We start from the raw sequence: 22,988 nt of genomic DNA on the forward strand, positions 1-22,988 counted from the left end.
ATAGAGGAGGTTAGAGTATACGACTGCTAAGCAAAAACCAATTTAGTATTACTAACAATTTAGCGGATGTTGATCTTTCGCGGTTTAATTTTGTTCGAGATAAACGCGTTTTAATCGCGGTGAGTAGTTTTGAGCCTAAACTAGACTATTGAAAATAATCCATTCCTTTGTGACTCATTTTACTTAAATAATCTTGTAAGCTTTTGTTTGCTGTTAGCTCATAGTGTATAGACATCGTTTGACATGTCAAAATGCGATCTAAACGAAATTCTCGATAGTCACTGCGGTGCTGACAATAAGCAATAATGGTCCACTTTGCTCCCCAGTAAACTAGGCCTAAAGGCTCAATATTTCTTTGTGAAAATTTTTCATTAGCATCAGAATACTCAATGGCAAGCGGATTTTTCTGTTCAATGGCGGCACGAATTTGATGACTCAAGGCGGTATTGCTTTTATTTCGAAAGAAATCTGGGATAACAATGGGTGAGTTTTCATGTCGCGCTTTCAATCTATCGGGCAGTATTGCAGTAATTTTCTCTATCGCAGAGTTTGCGCCACTGGCAAGTGAGTCGTCAGCCCAAGACTGAACCATTTTAGAACCCACTAGCAGTGCTAATAATTCTTCACTGGTGAACATTAACGGCGGTAATTCGAACTTGGTATCGAGTATGTATCCAACACCTACTTCGCCTTCAATAGGAACCCCTGACAGCATTAACGCTTGAATGTCACGGTAAATGGTGCGCTCAGACACCTCTAGCATTTCAGCTAATTTGTTCGCGGTGATCGCAAGGCGTCGCCCCCTCAATAGGGTAATTAATTGAAACAGCCGCTCTGCCTTGCGCATTATAAATACCTAACTTGTCTGCTCTTAAAAGGTTTAACTTTCACACCCTTGAGATGCTACCACTTTTATATGCTCAAGTTGAACGCTTTCTTTATCAATACATTGGGCAAATTTTTCACACAAAGGCGATTTAAAGAAAGCTTGCTGTGCTTTTGTAGCATGCTCCATATCTTGCCAATAAACGATATCAGTATAACTGCCATCATTTTTTTCACATAAAGAGCGATATAACATGCCTTCTTGCTCAGCTAAGAATTGTTCCATTGGTTCATTAAACGACAAAAGATCTTGTGAGGTAAAGCCTTGAGCTAATTTGAAATTTACTGTTTCGACGATATTTGACATTTGTTCTATCCTTTTAGTTATTAGGTTGCTCGGTTGAGTAAAACTAGGATAAAACACCCCTACTGACAACGTGGTGTCAGTAGAGAAAAATAGTTTATATTTAATCTCAACTTGGGATAAGAATTTAACTAATAAATTGAAAACTTTGAAGTTAACTTTGCTTATTCTTCTAGCTTGATACTTTTTCTTAATACAGTAGTAAGAAATAGTAGCTGCTAGAAAGCAAGTTGTTATCCCAAGCTGAGGTTACTTAGTCGTTTGTGTGTAAAACTCAGAAATATATTGTCCGCCTTTAATTTTAGCAATCAAACGCAGTTTATAACTCTGACCTTTATTGCTTACTAAACTACGTAATTGGGTTTTACTGCGCCAATAGTAAGGGCTTTTTTCCATACCCAGAGGATAAGGTGTCATTTCTTCCTGCTTATCCACTAAAAATAATGTCGCACTATCAAGTGGGAATGTTGAATTGACTTCTGTTAAGCCTGCGTCATCTGAAATGTTAACTTTAAATTCCCCCGATTTAAGTACGCAATTTTGATTGATAATATCGCAATGTCCTTCAGGAATTAACTGAATGATTTTTTCTTGAGATGCCTGATCTTCTTCATAAAAATCAGCGCCAATATAACCCAGTATGGCTAAAAAAGGAGCTACCATTAATGCAAGCTTTGTGTGTCTATTCATAGTCTCTCTTCATTAATTTCTTATTGCTAAGGTCTGACTTTATCTTATACCAAACGGATTAATTAATTAACCAACTTCAAGCTGTATTAGCGAGCTTAGAACAAACAAAATGAATTAAACATAGTTACTCTATATTTTATCTATTTTAGGCGGTTATCAGTCTGCTAATGTGCTCTCAAAGGTTTCCATTAAAAAAGGCTAGGCGACTATTGATATACATGGTCGTCTAGCCTTATCTTCTGGCTTACTTAGTTAGCTGTAAGCCATTCTTTTTTCTAGTGATCGTGCGCTGCACCTGCACCTGTCGGTATACGCATATGGTCTACCATATCTTGAATTTCAGATGGTGCTGGACCCGTTACTTTAAGCATTGCAAAAGCTACGGCAAAGTTCACTAACGCACCTACTGAGCCAAAGGCATTTGGCGAAATTCCGAAGAACCAGTTAGGGCCCATATCACCTAGGAATGAAGTACCAGGAATAAACATTATCCCTTTATGTTGGAATACATAAAGCATTGTTACACCAATACCCGCTATCATACCCGCTACCGCAGCTTTACCTGACATGTTTCTAGAGAATATACCCATCATTAATGCCGGGAAGATACTTGATGCAGCCAAACCAAAGGCAAGTGCAACAGTACCTGCGGCAAATCCAGGCGGATTCATTCCCAGATAGCCCGCGAATAGAATAGCCACCGTCATGGTAACTCGGCCGGCTAATAACTCACTCTTCTCAGACATATCAGGTACAAAGACCCCTTTCATTAAATCATGAGATACTGAGGACGATATCGCTAATAATAAACCAGCAGCCGTAGATAACGCGGCAGCTAAGCCACCCGCAGCAACCAAGGCAATAACCCAGTTAGGTAAGTTTGCAATCGCTGGGTTAGCTAATACCATAATATCACGGTCAACTTTAACCATTTCATTGGTTTCAGCATCAGCAGTATATTGTACTTTTCCGTCACCGTTTTTGTCTTCAAACTTCAATAAACCGGTTTGTTCCCAGTCTTTAAACCACTGAGGACGCTCTGCATATTCAAGGTTTTGACCTGCAGCTGGTTCAATCGTATTCATAAGATTGAAACGAGCCATTGCACCAACAGCTGGAGCAACCGTATAAAGTAAGGCAATAAATACTAACGCATAACCTGCAGACTGACGTGCTGCTTGTACTGAAGGAACAGTAAAGAAGCGCATAATTACATGAGGAAGACCCGCTGTACCAATCATCAGAGACATAGTATAAGCGAACATATTCAAGGTTCCGCCCATATTAGAAGTAGTGTATTCCTTAAAGCCTAAGTCAGTAACAACCATATCTAGCTTATCAAGTAAGTAAACACCGCTACCATCAGCTAAAGTACTACCTAAGCCTAGTTGTGGAATAGGGTTACCGGTAAGCTGTAGTGAGATAAATACGGCTGGAATAGTGTAAGCAAAAATCATAACCACGTACTGAGCAATTTGCGTATAGGTAATACCTTTCATGCCGCCAAGCACAGCATATACCCAAACAACTACCATACCAATGACTAGACCTAAATCATAATCAACTTCTAAGAAACGTGAGAAAGCAACACCAACACCTTTCATTTGACCAATAACATAAGTTACCGAGGCAATAATCAAACAAATCACCGCAACGATACGGGCTGTTTTAGAATAATATCTGTCTGAAATGAACTCAGGTACAGTAAATTTTCCATGCTTACGCATGTATGGGGCAAGTAACATGGCTAATAAAACATAACCACCTGTCCAACCCATCAAGAATACTGAGCCACCGTAACCTAAGAAAGCAATTAAACCAGCCATTGAAATGAATGACGCAGCACTCATCCAATCAGCACCAATCGCCATACCGTTTTGTAATGGCGTAATACCACCACCGGCAACATAGAAATCACTGGTTGAACCCGCACGTGCCCACCAAGCAATGCCGAAATAAACGGCAAATGTGCCAAATACGGCAATATATGTATATAGTTTTAACTCATCCATGCTTAACCCTCCGAATGGTATTTTTTATCAAGCTTATTCATTTTGGCGCCATACCAAAAAATTAAGGCAAGAAATGAGTAAATAGAGCCTTGCTGTGCAAACCAAAAACCAAGTTTGTACCCACCTAGACGAATTGCATTTAGTGGCTCGACAAGTAACAAGCCTAAACCAAATGAAACTGCGAACCAGATTGCAAGACATATAAAGATGAGGCGAAGATTCTCCGACCAATAGGTTTCTTTATTTTCCACAATAGTCTCCTAGCGATGTTGTAGCCGTTATTTCACAATAATATGTGTATTTTTATAGGCTTTAATTGTAATAATTTCAGTCAAAGTGTGGATATAGATTTATCCCAAAAGCTGTAAACCACAGTGGCAAAAATCCATATTCAACTTCAACAGTCATTTAATCTAGCAAGGTTTGTTTTAGGCGGGTATTAAACTTTAGTCTAGATCGCTTGCTCAGTGGTTGACTGTACTAGCTGACAATTCTACATTAGCTAAACAACTCGACTAATCTGAACTTTAGGAGATCACTATGGACACAGAGCTATCTGAAATATCCGTCTTTATACAAAGTATTCCTCCTTTTGACAGCCTGCCACAGACTGCCCTAGCCCGTGTTATCCGCGAGTTGACGATTAGTTATGTACGTAAAGGAGAAACACTTCCTCCTAGAGGTATTAACGAGCCACGGTTATATATTGTCAGAAAAGGTGCGCTTAGCTGCCTCTCAAGTGATGAAGAATTGATTTCTCGTCTTGGAGAAGCAGATCTATGTACAGAATTATGTAAGCATATTCTGCAAACTTCACCATCAAATTCCTCTGCAGAACAGCGAATAGTCAAAACAGACGAAGACAGTTTAATATACAGCCTGGACAGTGAAATTTTACGTGAACTGGGTGATAAGTACCCCAGCATTAGTGATTATTTCAATCATAACTCTGCCGGTCGCTTGAAACAGAAAATGTCTAAAGTGAATGAAGATGCGATCATTTCTTCTACTTTAATGAATACCTCAGTCAGTAATTTTTACCATTCACCCGTTGCAGGGATTGATGCCAGTAAAAGTATTCAACAAGCAGCAATACAAATGACTGAGCAAGGCTATTCTTGTTTAGTGGTGTTAGATAACAATAAATCAGTGGGAATTGTTACCGATAAAGACATTCGCCGTCGCTGTGTTGCCCAAGGCTTACCAATAACCGCCAGCATTTGTGAAATAATGACGCGTGACATGAGCACCATAGACATAAAAAGCAATGCCTATGATGCGTTAATGGCGATGACCGCTAAGCATATTCATCATTTACCAGTTACCCAACAAGGTGAAGTGGTCGGCATGGTGACCGTCACTGATTTAATGAATAATGAAGGTCATAATGCCGTTAATTTTTCCAGCATTATTCATAAAGCTAAAAGTCTTGCTGATTTAAAAGAAATAAGCGACTTATTACCTAAATTACAAGTTCGTTTAGCTAAATTAGGGGCAAGCTCTGATCATGTAGGTAAAAGTATCAGCGCCATTACGATGGCGTTTACTAAACGTTTGATTGAAATGGCTGAGGAGAGGTATGGCCAAGCTCCGGTCCCTTATGCATGGCTAGCTGCCGGCTCTCAAGCAAGACAAGAACAGCTTGCTCATTCAGATCAAGACAATGCTATTATTATTTGCGACTCAATGAAGCCCTATGATGATGCTTGGTTTGAAAACCTAGCTCACTTTGTTTGTGATGGTTTAGCCGATTGTGGTTTTATCTATTGTCCCGGCGACATTATGGCTACCAACCCCAAATGGCGGCAGCCGGTTCGCATCTGGCAAAATTACTTTAATGGTTGGGTGGATACTCCTGATCCAAAAGCACTATTAAATTCCAGTGTGTTTTTTGATTTAGAAACCATATGTGGGGAGAAGAGCTTACTGGAAACTGTACGAAAAAACCTTCTAGCCAAAACTAAAAATAACAGTTTATTCATTGCTCACTTATCCAAAAATGCCTTAGGACTTCGTCCACCACTAGGTTTTTTCCGTGATTTTGTTCTCAAACAAAACGGTAAACATAAGAAAACGCTAGATTTAAAACATAACGGCATTGCGCCCATTGTCGATCTCGCGCGAATTTATGCACTTTCTCAGGGGATCAGCTCTGTTAATACTATCGAACGAATCCAACAAGCAGCTGGCAGCAAAGCCATTACCAAAGCTTCAGCCGATAATTTAATAGATGCTTACGAGTTTTTAGGGATTTTGAGGGTTAAACATCAAGCCGCAAAACTAATGCAAGGCCTAGAAGCCGATAACTATTTATCCCCTAAGGAATTATCTAAATTAGAACGTGAGCATTTAAAAGACGCCTTTAAAGTGATTAAAACCTTGCAAGATGCTAGACAAGCGAGTTTTTAATCATGATTAACTTATTGGTTGACCATTTTACTGGTTATGAAACAAAGCGAAAAAAGCGGTTAAAAAAAGCGCCTGATGGTGCATTAAAAGACTTCCTTTCTGTGCCTTTTCCGCCACTTGATACGCCAATTCATAATGTACCGATATTAGCATTAGATTTTGAAACTACTGGGCTTGATGCTAAAGCCGACAAATTACTAAGTGTCGGTTTTGTCGCTATGGAGCATGAACAAGTTAAACTCAGCTCTTGCTATCATCAAATCATTAAAACGCCAGCTCAACTTGAAGAAAGTAATGTCATCATCCACCACATAACTGACGAGCAAAAAGACCGCGGTGCAAACTTAAGAATAGTTATTGAAGCACTGTTACAAGCATTAGCAGGAAAAATTATGTTGGTCCACTTTGCTCGTATTGAACGACAGTTTTTAACTCAAGCCTGTCTTGAACTTTATGGTATGGCACCAGAATTTCCCATTATAGATACTCTGGTCATCGCCAAACGTCAATTAGATAAACGTGATGTCGCCTATGATCCTTCTGAGCTTAGGCTACCCAATTTAAGACAAAAATATGATTTGCCTGTTCATCATGGCCACAATGCCTTAAATGACGCGATTGCTACCGCAGAGTTATTGCTCGCTCAAATACATAACAAACCCAAAGGGGATAAGATACAGTTAAAAGATTTGATTCTATAAGCCGCTCATTACCCAAAACCTATCTTGCTAAACAAAACAGTAAGTTCTCATCCCTGTACGCTTAGGTTACAATTAAAATAAGCCATCACTCATCTCAAGGCAAACAAATGCAACAATTATTAAATGCTGACAATACTGGTATCCCACTCTTTATTTTTGAAAAAAGCCAGCCCCTTTGGGACTGGTTAGCCACTCTAGATAAATTTAGTCAAAACTGGCTTGAACAAGCAAATTTTGAACGTACTGGATTGACCCTAATCCCAGACCCGCAAGGAAAACTTGGGCAAGTACTTTTTATTGTTGATGATATTAGTCACTATTTCTCTTGTGGGGACTTAATTAACAAATTGCCCGCTGGCCAATATTTACTTAAAGCAGATCCAGCACATCACCAAGCCATTTGTTTTTCGTGGCTAGTTGGCGCTTATAACTTCTCTCCCTATAAAACCAATCAAACGGAGAAGGCATTACCTTGTTTAGCCATCGACAATGAAGATTTAGTTGCTAGCAGTATCAAATATGCACAAGCGACGTCTTTAGTTCGAGATTTAGTGAATACACCAGCAGGCGATATGATGCCGGTAAACTTAGGTGATACAGCGCAATATTTAGTCGATACCTTTGGTGGCCAAGTCAAACAAATTATTGGTGATGATTTACTGCTAACAAATTATCCCACCATCCACGCGGTTGGACGAGCCAGTATCAATCAACCTCGCTTAATTGATTTAACTTGGGGAGATAGTAAACACCCAAGAGTCACTTTGATCGGTAAAGGAGTCTGTTTTGACAGTGGTGGTTTAGATTTAAAACCTGCCGCTGGCATGCGCAATATGAAAAAGGACATGGGTGGTTCGGCACATGTTTTAGGTTTAGCGCAGCTAATAATGGCGCATCAATTACCTATCAATTTACGTGTGTTAATTCCAGCAGTAGAAAATGCCGTATCAAGTAATGCATTGCGACCCGGCGACGTTATTACCACACGAAAAGGACTTACAGTAGAAATAGATAATACCGATGCCGAAGGTCGCTTGGTTCTAGGTGATGCTTTATGTGAAGCCAGCCAAGATAAACCAGAATTAATTCTAGATTTTGCCACGTTAACTGGCGCTATGCGCGTTGCTTTAGGTACTGAGCTACCAGGATTTTTTTCCACCAGTGATAAAGTTGCAGCGGGTATTACAGAAGCAGGTAATAAGATCAGCGATCCGGTTTGGCGTATGCCTTTGTATAGTCCGTATAATGACTTATTCAAAAGTACCATAGCCGATATGACCAATTGCTCTGCAGGTCCTTTTGGCGGAGCCATTACCGCAGCGCTATACTTACAGAAATTTGTTGATGCCGATATTGATTGGGTACATTTTGATGTTATGGCTTTTAATGTTCGCGCACTTTCTGGCCGTCCTTTAGGGGGTGAAGCTTTCGGAATTCGCGCGGTATTCGACTATTTGCAGAAACGTTATCATTAATACTGCTTCATATCATTTATAGCAGGCTTTTTTAATTTCTCTTAATTATCATGTATTGCTAAAGACAAAGTTTTGGAGATAAATGTGTACTAATAGACGCTAAAGCTGATGTCCAGCTTCGCTGACAAGAAGCCGCTATTAGTAAAGCCATTAACAGCCAACATTTTTGATGATTTTGCAATGATCACCAAAAAATGTTGGCTAATTTTTTATGACAACAATGCATACTCCTAATCTCTTTTCACCCATACATACTACTCTAATAACATTTAGTAATAATAAACTCGACGTTTAATACGCTTAGAAAATATGAAACCGATGTTTTTATATCTATAGGTCATTGGTCGCTTTTAAATCTCCCATGCACTCAAAAAGATTATTGATCTTTTGCTTCAAGACATTAAACCGAAATAATCATTCGTTATTATAGGAATTAGCTTTACTCGAAAGGTTTATTTTTCTATGACCCATACAGAAATTTGTAACTATATGTACTTATAACTAAAGTCTAATTGTTAATACGGATTTTTATCATAAGCTATTAGGGATTATCTACTGCAAATATTATGGTTATTAAAGCAACCAAAAGTTGTTAGGAGCGCTCGCATGAAAAATGAACCTACGCCTGTCTATATAGTTACTTTCATTAGTGCTTTACTGGTCACATTCATTCATTATATTTGTATCACTTTTATTAGTTCTTCAATTTTATCAACATTTTTTCTGCTAATCGCAACCTTTATCATTATATTTTTTAGTTGTTTACGTTATCAGAAACAATCATCAGACAATATTAAGCCGACTTCAGCTACCGCTGAAAACTTTACTTTGGTTGGCGAAAAAATAAGTAACCAAACAAGTGAATTGGCAATAAACTCTGCTGAATTAAGTTATTTTCTTGACCAACTTAGCAATGCTATAGAAAAATCAGGGGAAGATGTAGACCGTCTTGCATCAGCAGCTGAACAAATGTCAGTCAACAGTAAACAGATTAATGACAATGCCGTCCTCGCTTCTGCACAAACCAATCAAGTCATGAGTGCCAGTAGTGATAGTACAATTCAATTAACAGACAACATTCAGGTAGTAAATCAACTTAATGACTCGGTAGAAGACGCTTCAGAAAAAATAACTTCATTGGCAAAGAAAGCAGCTGAGATACAAAGTATTACTGATGTAATAGATGGTATTTCGTCACAAACTAACCTACTGGCATTAAATGCCGCCATAGAAGCGGCTCGCGCAGGTGAACAAGGCAGAGGGTTTGCCGTTGTTGCTGATGAAGTACGCGCTTTAGCAGCAAAAACTGCTGAGGCAACGAATAAGATAGGGAAAATGTTAAATAAAATAAGTAATGAAACAACAGACACCACCGCAGTTATGGCCCAAATAGTACAACAAACGAGTAGTGTCGTCGAAACCATGTCTGATTTATCACAATCATTTACTGATATTAATCAACTAATGTCTGGTTCAGCCGCCGCCAGCGATCAAATTAGCTATGCTCTGCAAGAACAAGATTTGGCGGCTTCAGAGATATCAAGTTCAGTAGTAAATCTGCATGATTTTTTAATTGCTAAAAGCAAAGAAACACAATCGGTTTCAAAGCAAGCAGAAAGTTTATCCAATAGTACCGAGTCAATTTTTATTCATCTCTCTGATTTTGAAACTAATACCCTTGTCGATACCATGTGTAAACAAGCACAAATTACCGCTAACACTATCAGTAAATTATTTGAAGACAGTATAGCTAAAAATGCAATTTCTCTGCAGCAGCTATTTGACTTTACTTACCACCCTTTAGGTAATACTAATCCAGATAAATTTACCACACAATTCGACAGCTATACTGACCAATACCTACCAGCCATTCAAGAGCCATTATTACATCAATATAAAGAGATGATATACGCTGGTGCTGTAGATATTAATGGCTATTTTCCAACCCATAACAAATGTTTCTCGAAACCACTCACAGGAAACCCCGAAATAGACGTAGCCAATAATCGTACCAAGCGTATGTTTAACGACCCAACAGGTATTCGCTGCGGGCAACATACCGAAAAATTTCTACTACAAACCTATAAGCGTGATACTGGTGAAATTATGCATGATGTCTCCGCACCAATTTTTGTAAATGGTAAACATTGGGGTGGTTTTAGAATTGGTTTTAAAGCCAAAAATTAGCTAAATTTCAATCCCTAGACTAAAGTCTAACGCTAAAGGTGCTCATCTTAGACTTAGGTCTAATTCCTTTATGGTGTTAATAACTCTACTTTATTAACTGAATAAAAATTACTCATCACTTTTAGTAAAACGCGAAAGTGAAACAATAAAAATCAAAGAGACAAAGAGACAAAGAACTCTGACTTTTTAATAAAAAACAAACAACAAATGAAACAACTGCCTAAGGCAGATATAGCGGGGATACATATGTTTAAATTTCAAAAAAGTAAATTACTACTAGCAACAGGTTTACTCACCATGGCCAGTGTTGCTAATGCTGGTTATACCATTGATCTTTCTGACGATGATAAAATCACCTTTGGTGGCTACATTAAAGCTGACGCACGTTATGTTGATGGTAATATCGCTGCCACTGATTACTGGTATGGCGGTGGCACGGTACTTGACGCCGATCAGTCAAACTTTGGCATCTCCGTCAATGAAACTCGCTTTAATACCAAATATGTTCACGGTGATGTTACTGGCTTTATCGAAATGGATTTTTATGGCGATGCCATTTCAGGTGGCGGTAACGAAGTCATTTCTAACTCATCAAGCCCACGCTTACGTCATGCTTTTGTTAAATACAAAGATGTTCTTGTCGGTCAAACCTGGACCACCTTTCAAAATACTAGCTCTTTAGCTGAAGCAGCTGATTTTGGTGGCCCGCTAGTTGCCTCAGCTTTTATTCGTCAAGGGCAGATACGTTATACCGTCGGTGGTTTACAACTATCTATTGAGAATCCTGAATCCTATGGTGGTTACCGAGGTTCAACAACGACTCGTGATGATTCCGTTCCTGATTTTATCGCCAAATATACCTTTAAAGGGGATTGGGGTAATGTCTCTATTTCAGGCTTAGGACGTCAATTAAAATCAGCAACAAACCAAAGTGAATCTGCATTTGGCTACGGTATTGCAGGTCGAATTAAAACGTTTGGCAAAGATGATTTCCGCTTTCAACTACACGGTGGTAATGTCGGTCGTTACGTTGGTGTAACTGCCTCTACAGATATAGTCGGTGAAGAAGTAGAAGATACAACGTCAATCATGGTGGCTTATCGTCACTTCTGGACTGAAGATATGCGTAGTTCAGTCTTTTATGGCAACACTCAGACAGACTTAACCGACAGAGATAGAACTCACTGGGGCGTTAATTTATTCAAAAACTTCACTAAACAGCTCTCTTTTGGTATTGAGGTAGGTAATTTTGAAATGGCAGAATCAGATGCTGATTCGAATTACATGCAATTTTCTACTAAATACGTTTTGTAGGCGAGAACTTGTTCGCGCTTATACAATAATTTGCGTTAGTTAACCTCACTTGGGGTTATTTTATAGGGAAGCTTACGCTTCCCTTTTTTTATTCAGGCAAATTTCTATTCATCTTCTATAATCTAGATAACGTATCTATCCGTAGAAAGCATGATGGAAAACTCAAATATTCACTTATGGTTCATAGCAATTATTGCTCTGATGTTATTAATTTTTCCGGTTTTACTAGCGGATGAACTGTCTTTATTCGAAAATTGGTTATTTACTTTCTCATGTTGGTTGATCATTATCATCTTCGGCTTGCTAAAACTTTCACCTATCAAAAGCCGTACCGATAAAACCAAAGAATAGTGGCTATGATTTCCACTAATCAATTATTCACTCTACTGCTTGTTTATATCATAATCCTGTTCGCTATTGCCCAATGGGCGCAGTCAGATAATACCAAGGCGAAAAAGGTACGAAATTCTGCCCACACTTATGCTTTAAGTCTGGCCGTATTTTGTACTTCTTGGACGTTTTTTGGCAACATTGGTATTTCTGCTTCTCAAGGGTTATTTCCCATCGCTTTATACTTAGGAGCAACCATAACCTTGGTTTTTTTGAGCCCATTGCTTAAGAAAATGGTGCTATTAAAAAACGAATTTCACTCCACTAGTATTGCTGACTTTATTTCTGCCCGTTACAACAGATCACAAAGCTTAGCTGCTTTGATCAGTATTCTATGCCTATTAGGCATTGTGCCTTATTTAACTATCCAATTAAAATCTATTATTACCAGTTTTCAAGTCATGGTCGCTCCGTCTGTAAACACGAGCTTTTGGGTAGCAAACTTTGATGTACTGATAGTGTTAATGTTAGCTTTTTTTACTATTATTTTTGGTGTTCGTCATCTAGATCCAACAGAAAAACACCCAGGTATGATGGTGGCGTTAGCTTTTGAAAGTCTTTTTAAATTATTTGCTTTTCTAATCACTGCCGTTTGGATCTGCTACCTATTAAATCCAGGTGTTTTACACTTATTCAATCTACCTTCTAGCCTTGCTCTGCAACAGAGTATGCAGCCACTAAGCGCACAAAACTGGCTAAGTTTTATGTTATTAGGTGTGTTAGGGATTATGACCTTGCCCCGTCAATTTCACGTTGGCATTATAGAATGTGGCGACATGAAGTTTATTAATAAAGCTAGGTGGCTATTTCCGCTTTATTTATTGTTAATTAATATCTTCACCTTACCAATAGCACTTGCGGGTATGTTACAAAGCTCCTCTTTAGGCTCAGCCGATTTATGGTTACTTAGTCTCCCTTTATCCAACAACCAAGCATTAATTTCGTTATTGGTTTTTCTTGGTGGCTTTGCCGCCGCTACTGGCATGATAATGATCAGTGCAATGACACTTTCAACCATGCTTACCAATCACATTATGATCCCCATCATGATGAATATCACAGTACTTCATCGACTAAAACGTTACATACTTTCAATTCGTTGGCTTATGGTTTTTCTAGTGCTGTTCTTAAGTTTGTTTTACTACCGCGCCATAGGGGATTCTGAATTAATCATAAAAATTGGCACTATCAGCTTTATCGCTTGCGCTCAATTTTCTCCTGCGTTAATTGGCGGTTTAATTTGGCGCGACGGTAATGTAAAAGGAGCAATCGCGGGTTTAATAGCCGGTTCTACTATCTGGTTTTACAGCTCTCTTTTACCCTCGGTTATTCGTAGCGGTTGGCTAGACTGGTCAATATTAGATCAAACATCGGGATTTTTTTATTGGTTTAATCCGGAAAGATTTTTTGCCATTGCTCAAGCTTCATCACTCACTAATAGCTTAGCTTGGAGTCTACTAATTAACACCTTACTTTATGTTGGCGTTTCTTTGTATACCACCATGTCAGACGATGAACATAAGATCGCTCATCAATTTGTTGATACCCAAAACATTACTTATGACACCTCTGTGGCACAAACTGAACCTGACATCATAGATTTACCAACTAAAACATCACTGATAGACGGTTTATTTCAGCAATACATGCCTTCTGAAATAGCAGAGAACAAACTAAAGGTGTGCTTATCCAACACTGGGATCAGTACAAAAGACAAAATTAACATTGCCGAGTTATCTATCTTAAAAAATACCGCACTTAACGCCCTTGCCGGTGTTATCGGCATGGCATCAGCAGCTCGTGCTTTTGAGAGCATAAAGGTTTTCACTCTAGAAGAGCAAGCGCAATTGGCCTCTTATTTCTCCAGATTTTTAGCACAATTACAATTATCTCCAAAAGAATTATTTGAACAAGTCAATTTCCATCAACAAAAACGAGAATTATTGGAGAACCATGCTAAACAACAGTTAGCCAATATAGAGCAATTAGAAACTGAAATATCGCAACGCCTTAAAGCAGAGCAGGAAACTCAACGCCTTAATGAAGAGCTTGAACTTAGAGTAATTGAACGAACCACTGAATTAAGCAAAAGTAATGAAGAGCTAAACCAGACTCTATCCGAGCTCAAACAAACACAAACACAATTACTAGAGAATGAAAAAATGGCTTCCTTAGGTAGTCTAGTTGCTGGCGTTGCTCACGAAGTAAATACTCCCATAGGTATAGTGCTAACTTCAATTAGCTTTATGAAAGAAAAATGCCATAAAATTATCGATGCCTTAGCGCAGCAAAAATTAACGTCCAATCAATTAACTTTATTTACCCAAGAGTTAGAACAAGGATTTGATTTATCCCTATCCAACATTAACCGAGCAGTGGAGTTGATTGAAAGCTTTAAATTAATTGCTGTTGATAGTGTTATTGATGATACCCGAAAAATAAATCTTCATGATTATTTAACCGATATTTTGCGCTCTTTAAAACCTAAATTTAAACGCTCACCCATTGAGTTAGTGCTAAATTGTCCAGATAATATCAATATATATTCCTATCCAGGTGCTTTAGCGCAAATTACCAACAATTTAGTGCTAAATAGCTTATTGCATGCATTTGAGCCTAAAGAAAATGGGACCATTACGATAACGGCACAACAACAAGAAGATACGGTATTACTTATGTATAGCGACGATGGCTGTCCTCTAGATGAAGAAACCAAGCACAAGTTATTTGAACCTTTTTATACCACGAAAAGAGGTGAAGGTGGCTCTGGCCTTGGAGCACATATTGTTTATAACCTAGTAACCCAAAGGCTAAAAGGGAGCATTGAATTAATTACCAAACAAAATCAAGGGAAAAGCTTTAAAATACTACTGCCACGCGATGCACGAGCAATTGATGAACCAAAAATCAATATTTTTCATGATGTCGCCAAGAAATCTAATTCATACCAATCGGATTAATTTATTGATCATTTAGCGAGAATTAAAAGGCTTAAATGCAAGGCATTGATTGAAGAGAATGGTTATTCCCTTGTCAAAATCAATAACGCCGCATATAAGCCTTTTAAACTCGCCCTTCGGGAGCTTAGTAGCAACCTGATAACTTCACAAAATGAATGAAATATAGAGTAACTATGTTTAACTCATTGTGTTTGTTCTAAGCTCACTACTATAGCTCTAAATTGACCAATTAATTAATCCGTTTGGTATTATTTGTACTAAACTTTAATTAATTTCTATTAATTTTTGAGAACACTCATGGACTTATTACGCAAATACACCATTCAGCAGCGCTTTATATTATTATTGGTGTTAATTATTACGACCTTAATCATATTAAGTTCAATAAGCCTATCTAAAGCTCATCAATCATTATTAAAACAAAAATATGCCAGCAGTCAACAGGTCGTTGAAGTTGCCTACGGTGTTATAGAACATGCTCACCAACAACAGCTTTCTGGAGCACTAACTGAAGAACAAGCTAAAGAAAGTGCCCTAAATACCATAAAAAGTCTTCGATATAACAATGACCATTATTATTGGATAAATGACTTTTCACCAACTATGATCATGCACCCGATTAAACCAGCATTAAATGGTAAAAATGTCGCTGGTGTAAAAGATCCTGATGGCACGGCATTATTTATCGATATGGTAAATATAGTGCAATCGAAAGGGCAAGGATTTGTCCCTTATAAATGGCCCAAGCCCGGTGTTGATGACCCCGTTGATAAAATCTCTTTTGTTAAAGGTTTTACGCCATGGCAGTGGATAATTGGCTCTGGTACATACATTGATGATATTGAAGCCATCTTTGCAACACAAAGAAATACTCAAATTGGCTTTGCTACAGTTTTAATCATATTTATTCTTTTACTCGGCTATTTTATTGGAAAAAGTATCATAGCTCCCACCCATGAAGCGTCAAACTTGATGAAAGATATCGCTCAAGGGGAAGGTGATTTAACCCGAGTACTGGATCAAAATGCTCAAGACGAAGTTTCTCGTTTAGCCCATTATTTCAATGAATTTACCAAAAAAATGCGTGACTCGTTAAGTGATGTTGCTGGCAACTCAGATGTGGTACTAAATCACGCACAAACGGTAGCAACAGCCAGTGAAACCGCACAATCATTAACACAAAACCAAAATGATATAACTACCCAAGTTGCGACAGCTATGGAGCAAATGACCTCACAAATTCGCGATGTTAGCAATAATGCCGGCGCCGCTGAACAAGCTGCTAATGATGCCAGAAATAATACCACGCAAGGTAAAGAGATCGTATCCAGTACCATAGAGCAAATGCAGTCACTCTCAACGAATATCGATGGCGTTTCACAAGTAGTTGCTAGCCTTGCTGCTGAAAGTGATAATATTGGCTCTGTACTTGACGTTATTCGTGGTATTGCGGAACAAACCAATTTACTAGCGCTTAATGCCGCTATTGAAGCTGCTCGTGCAGGAGAGCAAGGGCGCGGATTTGCCGTTGTTGCTGATGAAGTACGTACCTTAGCTAACAGAACTGAACAAAGTACCAACGAAATACAGCAAATGATTCAAAAATTACAATCTGGTGCTCAAGAGGCGGTATCTGCAGTAAAAATTAGCCAAGATATTTCTGGCAAAACTGTTGAACAAACAAGTAAAGCCGATGACTCCTTATCTGAAATTGATAAATTAATGGAATTAATTTCCGAAATGAATACTCAGATAGCTAGAGCCACTGAGCAGCAAACACAAGCTGCTGATGAAGTTAATTTACGTATCAATGATTTGGCAGGTATGACAGATGAATCACTCGCGACATCGGATCAATTAAATAATGCCAGTATTCAGCTTAAATCAAGTAGCAATAGTATGTCAGAAGTCGTTAGCCGTTTTAAATTTTAAATAGCAAAAAAAAGCCAGTAGCAAATAGCTACTGGCTAAACCATCAAAAGATAAATAAAACTGACTCAAGGGGAAAGTTTGAGTCATCGTAAAGTCATAAGTTTAACAATAATGCGTCCTGTAACACTATCTACAACTATCCTACCCTACTACTGATTGAAGTATTTGAGAGAGTATTCACTTACTTCAACCAACAAACAAACAAATGATAATCATTCTCATTCGTATTGTAAAGCTTTAATTTATCTTTTTTGAGTAAAAGAGTTAATACAATTAAATAATTGAGTTTTGAAAAGTGATTAATTGATAAAGCATATAAAGCCAGTAACTAAAAGTAAGTACAACTTAGTCATCAAAATTTATATCGAATTGAAAAATAAAGAGAAGAAAAAGATAAGCTATTAAGTAGAAGGGACTTAGTGATTATGCGTCCTGAAACATAATCACTAAGTTTCCAGCCTTGCTATTGGTTAAAACGCTTGAGAGAGCGGTCAATTGTCCTAACCAACAACTTAATGATAATGATTCTTATTTGTGTTGTTAACGATTTTTTATGACTAAATATATCGCCAAAAAATATCCCTGAAAAAGTAATAAAAAAGCCAGTAGCTAAAATAACTACTGGCTGAACCATCAAAAATTTTTTATCAAATTGACTCACGAGGAAATATTATGAATCAATTTTGAGGAAGGGACTTAGTGATTATGCGTCCTGAAACATAACCACTAAGTTTCCAGCCTTGCTATTGGTTAAAACGCTTGAGAGAGCGGTCAATTGCCCTAACCAACAACTTAATGATAATGATTCTTATTTGTATCGTCAACTGTTTTTTTAAAAAAAGTTGTTTATTTTTTCAACTTAGCAAAAGCATCGGCAAAAGCATTGCCCATTGCAGCATTTTCAACTTTTTTTCCTCTCGGGTTATGTTGTGTCCGCTGATTCTTATTAGAGTTGTTTTTCACTTTATGTTGAGTGTGTGACTCACCCTTACCTTCATTTTTTACTGGTGCTTTGCGATTACTGCTTTTGCCATGGCTATCTTCATCTAATCGCATTGTTAAGCTAATACGCTTACGAGCAACATCAACTTCTGTAACTTTAATTTTTACAACATCACCCGCTTTTACTAACTCTCTAGGATCACTTATAAATTTATTAGTCATAGATGAAATATGGACTAAACCATCTTGATGCACACCGACATCAACAAAGGCACCAAAATTGGCAACATTCGATACAATTCCTTCTAGCACCATACCTACTTGAAGGTCAGCAATGCTATTGACTCCCTCAGCAAACGTAGCCGTTTTAAATTCAGGCCTTGGATCTCTGCTAGGTTTAGCCAGTTCTTTAATAATATCTTTAATGGTTACTTCGCCAAACTTGTCGGTGGCTAATTCATTGATATTTATTTGCTGCAATTGCTCATGACTATTAAGTAATGTATTTATATCAAGACCCAGTTGCTTAATAATATTTTCAACAATTGGATAAGTTTCTGGGTGAACAGCACACTGATCTAATGGGTTATCGCCAGCAGTGATACGTAAGAATCCTGCCGCTTGTTCAAAAGCTTTCGGCCCTAAACGCGCAACTTTTTTCAATTGATTCCGATTGGTAAAAGCCCCCTGCTCGTCTCTAAATTCAACAATGTTATTCGCCATAGTCTTTGTTAAACCAGCCACACGTGTTAGCAAAGCGGCTGAGGCTGAATTCAGATCAACACCTACGGCATTCACACAATCTTCGACTACATTATCAAGACTTTGACTTAATTGGCTTTGGCTCACATCATGTTGATACTGTCCTACACCTATCGCTTTTGGATCTATTTTGACTAATTCAGCTAAAGGGTCTTGCAAACGTCGAGCAATAGACACGGCGCCACGCAAAGAAACATCAAGATCGGGAAACTCATTAGCCGCAAATTCAGAAGCGGAATAAACAGACGCACCGGCTTCACTAACCATCATTTTTTTCGGTTTTCCTTTACCTGTGCTTTCATCAAACTGCGCAATCACATCGCTAATTAACTTATCACTTTCACGAGAGCCGGTACCATTACCAATGGCAATCAGTTCTACTTTATGTTGACGACAAATATTCACTAAAGTCCGTACCGATTTATCCCAATGATTTTGCGGTGCATGAGGAAAAATAGTAGTGGTATGTAATAGCTTGCCCGTCGCATCAACAATAGCGATTTTACAACCTGTGCGTAAACCAGGATCTAAACCTAAAGTGACTTTGGCACCCGCTGGAGCCGCCATTAATAAATCACTCAAATTTTCTGCAAAAACATTGATCGCCTTTAATTCCGCTTGCTCTCGTAATTGACCTAGCAACTCATTACTTAAACTAACGCTTAATTTACTTTTCCATGCCAAACGAACAGTATTCGTTAAAAACTCTGCAGCTGCTTGCTTAGTTAAGCGTAGTGTTAAATGCTCACTAATAATATGCTCAGCACTAGACACCGACGTTTTTTCTTGGCTTGGATCGACATCAATTTTAAGTTGTAACACACCTTCATTACGCCCACGAAGCATAGCTAACATACGATGTGAAGGTACTGTTTTTAATTTTTCACTGTGCGCAAAGTAATCACGAAATTTTGCAGCAGCTTGCTCCTGCCCTTTCACAACTTTACTGGTTAAATGGGCTTGTTTAAGTATGTGGTTTCGTAATTTTTGCAACAGATTCGCATCTTCACTGAAACGCTCAGCCAAAATGGCACTCGCCCCATCTAATACCGCTTTGACATCAGCAAAGCCCGCTGAGGGGTTTAAAAATACGCTAGCTTCTTGTTCAGGGTTTAGCTGCCAGTTATTAAATAAGTTATTTGCTAATGGCTCAATACCCGCTTCTATCGCAATTTGTCCTTTAGTTCTCCGCTTTGGTTTGTACGGCAAATATAAATCTTCTAAACGGGTTTTATTATCTGCATTCGCTATTTGTTTAGCTAACTCAGCGGTTAATTTATCTTGCTGTTTGATGCTGGTTATAATCACTTGCCGACGAGCTTCTAAATCACGTAGATAAGTTAATCTTGTTGCCAGTTCACGTAAGTGATTATCGTCTAAGCCTTGAGTCGCTTCTTTACGATAACGAGCAATAAAAGGGACGGTTGCGCCATCATCTAATAAGGCGATAGCAGCATTAATTTGTGATGGTTTAACATTAAGTTCTTGAGCAATTTGTTCGGCAATAACTGACATTGGTTGGCGTTCCGACGTTAAATAACGATAGTTTTGAATTTGAAGCTGAGCTATCTAAGCATTTATTTTGGTTTAACAAGCGTTATAAATCAGCTAGCTTTATATTGTGTTTACAAGATAGTAGGATTATATCAGAAAGTGACTTTATAGCAGAACAGCAAATGTATTAATAACTAATATCATTGCCACCTTTTACTTTAGCTTGGTAGACAGCGACATCAGCCATAGAAAATAGTTGTTCAAAAATAAAATTTCCCTCTTCTGTTGAGCTTAAACCGAAACTTGCTGATGTTTGATGACTCGACGGTGGCAAGTCTTCCATCGCTCTTCTAAGCGTTTCCGTTTTAAATTGTGCCTGCTCTATTGAGCAGTGAGGAAGAACCAATAAAAACTCATCGCCACCGAGACGAATAGCGGCATCTTCATTACGACAATTATCCTTTAAAAGATTGGCAATATCACATAAGAGTGCATCACCAGCATCATGACCAAGCTCGTCGTTAATGAGTTTAAACTTATCTAAATCTATCATTACAATCGACAAGGGGTACTTGTATCGTTGCGCCGAGCTAAGGGCCTTTTTAATATAGGGGATCAAAAAGTGCCTGTTATATAAACCAGTTAATTGATCTGTCATTGCCATTTGCTCTAATGCGCGCTTTTGAGCCGTAACTTGTTGATATAGCTGCTGTGTCAGCAGCATATTTTTAAGTCGGGCAGCAAGCTCAGCCTGTATAAAGGGTTTATTAATAAAGTCATTAGCTCCTACTTTTAAAGCATGAATACGCTGACTATCATTGAGTGTCGCTGAGATAGCGAGAATTGGCGTGAATGCTTTTTCATCAGTACGAGCTCTAATATCTTCGATAAAATCAACACCATCCTTTTTACCTTCTAGCACGATATCTAGCAAGATAAGATCAAAATCTTGCTGATCATACACTTCTAACCCAGCCTCAGCACTAGTAAAATGTTCAAAAGTTAATCCAAGCTCTTCTAACATTGCCATGGTAACTTTTGCTTGTGTCATATGATCTTCAATATACAAAATATGGCCTGTACCATCAAAAGCCACTAATTCATCTTGAGTAATATGGGCAAAAAGTGTTTTTAGTTTATCTAACTCCATTTTTTGGCAGATATAGTTGACCTGTGCCGTCTTAGCTTTTTCTAATTTCTCTTGGCTTTGCTCGCTGGAAAAAATAATGATGATACAGTTTTCGAAACCTTCAAATGCTTTAATTTGTTTTGCAAGCTCAATTCCTTGCATGTCAGGCAAATGCATTGCTATACAAACTAGGTCGTATTGATGAGCACCGATATCCGCCATTGCAGCGGCACCGTTTGTGACTTCTTTTGGTTCAATTGCAAAACCATGTAAAAACTCATTGAGTAATAAACGATATGTTTTAGAAGGCTCAACAACTAAGGTCTTCATTAAATCTATTTTCCTAAGCAATGATAATTACTTTAGTATGGTTGAAAAACTCATTTCTGCCACTTTACGCAAGCTAATCGCGTAGTACTAAGGTGCTAAATAAAAAGCCATTTATTTACGTTAATCTAGAGAGATAAACTCATATTTAAGATATTTAAATATCTCATCAAAAATCATCAACAGTCGCTTTCAACCGTAAAACTCGACACGGTTATCGATTGTTATTGAAACTGCAGATAAGTTTTATCTGTATCTGGAATAAATAGGAAACGACTATGTTAAAAAATAAAACAGCGCTTATTACCGGCTCTACTAGTGGTATAGGTTTAGCAACAGCCCATGTGCTAGCCGAGCAAGGAATAAATTTAGTATTACATGGTCTTATGACTGACAGTGAAGGCCAAGCATTGGCAAAAGAATTTTCAGGCCAATACGGTATTAAAACTATATTTGATAATGCCAATTTAATGGAGTCACAAGCGATTAGTCGTTTAATGGAGAACGCGCTTGCCGCTATGGGTAGTATTGATATTTTAATCAATAACGCCGGTATTCAGCATACCGAAGGCGTTGAGTCTTTTCCTGAGGCAAAATGGGATGCCATACTCGCCATTAATTTAACTTCTGCCTTTCATACCATTCAAAAATCACTGCCCAGTATGAAACGTAATGGTTGGGGCCGCATAATCAATATAGCCTCTGTACATGGTTTAGTGGCCTCTTTAAATAAATCTGCCTATGTAGCGGCAAAGCACGGCATGATTGGCTTAACTAAGGTAGTGGCCTTAGAATGTGCAGAACAAGGTATCACGGCAAATTCAATTTGCCCTGGCTGGGTTGATACACCTCTGATCAATGACCAAATAAATGATATCGCCAAGCAGCAACAAGTAGAGTTTTCTCAAGCTAAATATAACTTAGTCACGGCAAAACAACCTCAACCTGAAATGATGGACCCTCGTCAAATAGGCGAATTTATTTTATTCTTATGTAGCGACAGTGCTCGCAGTATTACTGGCGCCTCTCTTCCTATGGATGGCGCTTGGACAGCACAATAAATATTAAGGTTAAA

Annotated in this window: 16 protein-coding genes; 9 read left to right on the plus strand and 7 right to left on the minus strand. The window is 38.2% G+C overall.

What is annotated here, in order from left to right; all coding sequences use genetic code 11:
• Positions 1-145: 145 nt before the first annotated feature.
• The 5 genes from AC27IF_RS10190 to AC27IF_RS10210 all read right to left on the minus strand — a co-directional run bounded on the left by AC27IF_RS10190 (position 146) and on the right by AC27IF_RS10210 (position 4,142).
• Positions 146-847, minus strand: coding sequence for a helix-turn-helix transcriptional regulator (locus AC27IF_RS10190; protein WP_487054147.1), 702 nt, complete (start codon positions 845-847; stop codon positions 146-148).
• A gap of 33 nt (positions 848-880) precedes the next feature.
• Positions 881-1,192 (minus strand): hypothetical protein, encoded by a 312-nt coding sequence (locus AC27IF_RS10195; protein WP_487054149.1) that lies wholly within the window; start codon positions 1,190-1,192, stop codon positions 881-883.
• Positions 1,193-1,438: 246 nt separating this feature from the next.
• A complete protein-coding gene (locus tag AC27IF_RS10200; RefSeq protein ID WP_487054150.1) occupies positions 1,439-1,879 on the minus strand; it encodes a hypothetical protein in 441 nt (146 codons plus the stop codon).
• Positions 1,880-2,154: 275 nt separating this feature from the next.
• The gene (locus AC27IF_RS10205; RefSeq protein ID WP_487054152.1) at positions 2,155-3,891 is read right to left on the minus strand and encodes a sodium:solute symporter family protein; all 1,737 of its coding nucleotides are present in this window, start codon (positions 3,889-3,891) and stop codon (positions 2,155-2,157) included.
• 2 nt (positions 3,892-3,893) lie between these two features.
• Positions 3,894-4,142: a DUF4212 domain-containing protein gene (locus tag AC27IF_RS10210; RefSeq protein WP_487054154.1), complete on the minus strand. Its 249-nt coding sequence runs from the start codon at positions 4,140-4,142 to the stop codon at positions 3,894-3,896.
• A gap of 289 nt (positions 4,143-4,431) precedes the next feature.
• Here AC27IF_RS10210 and AC27IF_RS10215 point away from each other — a divergent pair, with 289 nt between their 5' ends.
• From AC27IF_RS10215 to AC27IF_RS10250, 8 genes are all read left to right on the plus strand, one after another.
• Entirely contained in the window at positions 4,432-6,300 is a 1,869-nt protein-coding gene (locus AC27IF_RS10215) for a putative nucleotidyltransferase substrate binding domain-containing protein (protein WP_487054156.1), read from the plus strand.
• Between the two features lie 2 nt (positions 6,301-6,302).
• Positions 6,303-7,001, plus strand: a complete 699-nt coding sequence (locus AC27IF_RS10220) for an exonuclease domain-containing protein (protein ID WP_487054157.1) — start codon at positions 6,303-6,305, stop codon at positions 6,999-7,001.
• 107 nt (positions 7,002-7,108) lie between these two features.
• On the plus strand, positions 7,109-8,476 hold the full coding sequence (locus tag AC27IF_RS10225; RefSeq protein ID WP_487054158.1) for a leucyl aminopeptidase family protein: 1,368 nt from the start codon (positions 7,109-7,111) through the stop codon (positions 8,474-8,476).
• A gap of 606 nt (positions 8,477-9,082) precedes the next feature.
• Positions 9,083-10,663 carry a methyl-accepting chemotaxis protein gene (locus tag AC27IF_RS10230; RefSeq protein WP_487054159.1) on the plus strand — a complete coding sequence of 527 codons (1,581 nt, stop codon included), beginning with the start codon at positions 9,083-9,085 and terminating at the stop codon, positions 10,661-10,663.
• Positions 10,664-10,909: 246 nt separating this feature from the next.
• On the plus strand, positions 10,910-11,977 hold the full coding sequence (locus AC27IF_RS10235) for a DcaP family trimeric outer membrane transporter (protein WP_487054160.1): 1,068 nt from the start codon (positions 10,910-10,912) through the stop codon (positions 11,975-11,977).
• Between the two features lie 150 nt (positions 11,978-12,127).
• Entirely contained in the window at positions 12,128-12,328 is a 201-nt protein-coding gene (locus AC27IF_RS10240; RefSeq protein ID WP_487054162.1) for a hypothetical protein, read from the plus strand.
• Positions 12,329-12,333: 5 nt separating this feature from the next.
• Positions 12,334-15,327 carry an ATP-binding protein gene (locus AC27IF_RS10245; RefSeq protein ID WP_487054163.1) on the plus strand — a complete coding sequence of 998 codons (2,994 nt, stop codon included), beginning with the start codon at positions 12,334-12,336 and terminating at the stop codon, positions 15,325-15,327.
• A gap of 297 nt (positions 15,328-15,624) precedes the next feature.
• On the plus strand, positions 15,625-17,259 hold the full coding sequence (locus tag AC27IF_RS10250; RefSeq protein WP_487054164.1) for a methyl-accepting chemotaxis protein: 1,635 nt from the start codon (positions 15,625-15,627) through the stop codon (positions 17,257-17,259).
• An 846-nt stretch (positions 17,260-18,105) separates the two neighbouring features.
• Here the strand turns inward: AC27IF_RS10250 and AC27IF_RS10255 are convergent.
• Positions 18,106-20,478 carry a Tex family protein gene (locus AC27IF_RS10255; protein ID WP_487054166.1) on the minus strand — a complete coding sequence of 791 codons (2,373 nt, stop codon included), beginning with the start codon at positions 20,476-20,478 and terminating at the stop codon, positions 18,106-18,108.
• A gap of 166 nt (positions 20,479-20,644) precedes the next feature.
• On the minus strand, positions 20,645-21,916 hold the full coding sequence (locus AC27IF_RS10260; RefSeq protein WP_487054168.1) for a diguanylate cyclase: 1,272 nt from the start codon (positions 21,914-21,916) through the stop codon (positions 20,645-20,647).
• 275 nt (positions 21,917-22,191) lie between these two features.
• Here AC27IF_RS10260 and AC27IF_RS10265 point away from each other — a divergent pair, with 275 nt between their 5' ends.
• On the plus strand, positions 22,192-22,974 hold the full coding sequence (locus tag AC27IF_RS10265) for a 3-hydroxybutyrate dehydrogenase (RefSeq protein ID WP_487054169.1): 783 nt from the start codon (positions 22,192-22,194) through the stop codon (positions 22,972-22,974).
• Positions 22,975-22,988 lie beyond the last annotated feature (14 nt).

Source organism: Colwellia sp. KS18-150 (genome assembly GCF_057551365.1).

What these genes read in the sequence shown, in the direction of transcription:
- AC27IF_RS10190 (WP_487054147.1), bottom strand. Translation starts at nt 847, where the DNA reads ATGCGCAAGGCAGAGCGGCTGTTTCAATTAATTACCCTATTGAGGGGG.
- AC27IF_RS10195 (WP_487054149.1), bottom strand. Translation starts at nt 1,192, where the DNA reads ATGTCAAATATCGTCGAAACAGTAAATTTCAAATTAGCTCAAGGCTTT.
- AC27IF_RS10200 (WP_487054150.1), bottom strand. Translation starts at nt 1,879, where the DNA reads ATGAATAGACACACAAAGCTTGCATTAATGGTAGCTCCTTTTTTAGCC.
- AC27IF_RS10205 (WP_487054152.1), bottom strand. Translation starts at nt 3,891, where the DNA reads ATGGATGAGTTAAAACTATATACATATATTGCCGTATTTGGCACATTT.
- AC27IF_RS10215 (WP_487054156.1), top strand. Translation starts at nt 4,432, where the DNA reads ATGGACACAGAGCTATCTGAAATATCCGTCTTTATACAAAGTATTCCT.
- AC27IF_RS10220 (WP_487054157.1), top strand. Translation starts at nt 6,303, where the DNA reads ATGATTAACTTATTGGTTGACCATTTTACTGGTTATGAAACAAAGCGA.
- AC27IF_RS10225 (WP_487054158.1), top strand. Translation starts at nt 7,109, where the DNA reads ATGCAACAATTATTAAATGCTGACAATACTGGTATCCCACTCTTTATT.
- AC27IF_RS10230 (WP_487054159.1), top strand. Translation starts at nt 9,083, where the DNA reads ATGAAAAATGAACCTACGCCTGTCTATATAGTTACTTTCATTAGTGCT.
- AC27IF_RS10235 (WP_487054160.1), top strand. Translation starts at nt 10,910, where the DNA reads ATGTTTAAATTTCAAAAAAGTAAATTACTACTAGCAACAGGTTTACTC.
- AC27IF_RS10240 (WP_487054162.1), top strand. Translation starts at nt 12,128, where the DNA reads ATGATGGAAAACTCAAATATTCACTTATGGTTCATAGCAATTATTGCT.
- AC27IF_RS10245 (WP_487054163.1), top strand. Translation starts at nt 12,334, where the DNA reads ATGATTTCCACTAATCAATTATTCACTCTACTGCTTGTTTATATCATA.
- AC27IF_RS10250 (WP_487054164.1), top strand. Translation starts at nt 15,625, where the DNA reads ATGGACTTATTACGCAAATACACCATTCAGCAGCGCTTTATATTATTA.
- AC27IF_RS10255 (WP_487054166.1), bottom strand. Translation starts at nt 20,478, where the DNA reads ATGTCAGTTATTGCCGAACAAATTGCTCAAGAACTTAATGTTAAACCA.
- AC27IF_RS10260 (WP_487054168.1), bottom strand. Translation starts at nt 21,916, where the DNA reads ATGAAGACCTTAGTTGTTGAGCCTTCTAAAACATATCGTTTATTACTC.
- AC27IF_RS10265 (WP_487054169.1), top strand. Translation starts at nt 22,192, where the DNA reads ATGTTAAAAAATAAAACAGCGCTTATTACCGGCTCTACTAGTGGTATA.